Source organism: Cryobacterium sp. MLB-32, assembly GCF_000738085.1.
Lineage (GTDB): Bacteria > Actinomycetota > Actinomycetes > Actinomycetales > Microbacteriaceae > Cryobacterium.
Genome location: NZ_JPRS01000698.1, coordinates 1 through 619 on the forward strand (window position 1 = coordinate 1; position 619 = coordinate 619).

A 619-nucleotide genomic window follows, 5' to 3' on the forward strand; every position below is an offset into this window, starting at 1 on the left:
GCCTGGATGCCGTTGTTGCGGGGCTCGCTCTCCTTCTGTTATTCCCCGTGCTGCTCGTGATCGCCCTGTCGATCAAGCTCGACAGCCCCGGTCCCGTACTTTTTCGGCAGGAGCGATGCGGTCGCAACGGGCTTACCTTTCGGATCGTCAAGTTTCGGTCAATGGTGCGCTCTGCCGAAGATGACCTCGCCGGTGTGCTCGACCAGAACCAGGCCGCGGGGTTGCTCTTCAAGATCCGTAACGACCCACGCATCACACGCGTCGGGAAGGTACTGCGTCGATACTCTCTCGATGAGCTACCTCAGTTCTGGAACATTCTCGTGGGAGAAATGAGCATTGTCGGACCGCGGCCCCCGCTTCCCTCCGAGGTAGAGGGCTACGACAGCCACGTGCACCGCCGTCTTTACATCAAGCCTGGCCTGACTGGTATGTGGCAAGTGAACGGTCGCTCAAATCTGAGCTGGGACGACAGCGTGCGACTCGACCTCTACTACGTGGAGAACTGGTCCCTGGCTGGTGACCTGATGATCATCTGGCGCACGTTCAAGGTCATCGTGCAATCCGACGGGGCGTACTGAGATGGATGAATCAACAGATCCGCTTCGCATTGCCCTGATCG

1 protein-coding gene is annotated in these 619 nt (G+C 59.0%); it reads left to right on the forward strand.

Annotated elements, in window-relative coordinates:
• Window positions 1-578, forward strand: a 578-nt coding sequence (locus JF66_RS20960) for a sugar transferase (protein ID WP_035880908.1), incomplete at its 5' end; no start/stop codon positions are given.
• Between the last annotated feature and the right edge of the window lie 41 nt (window positions 579-619).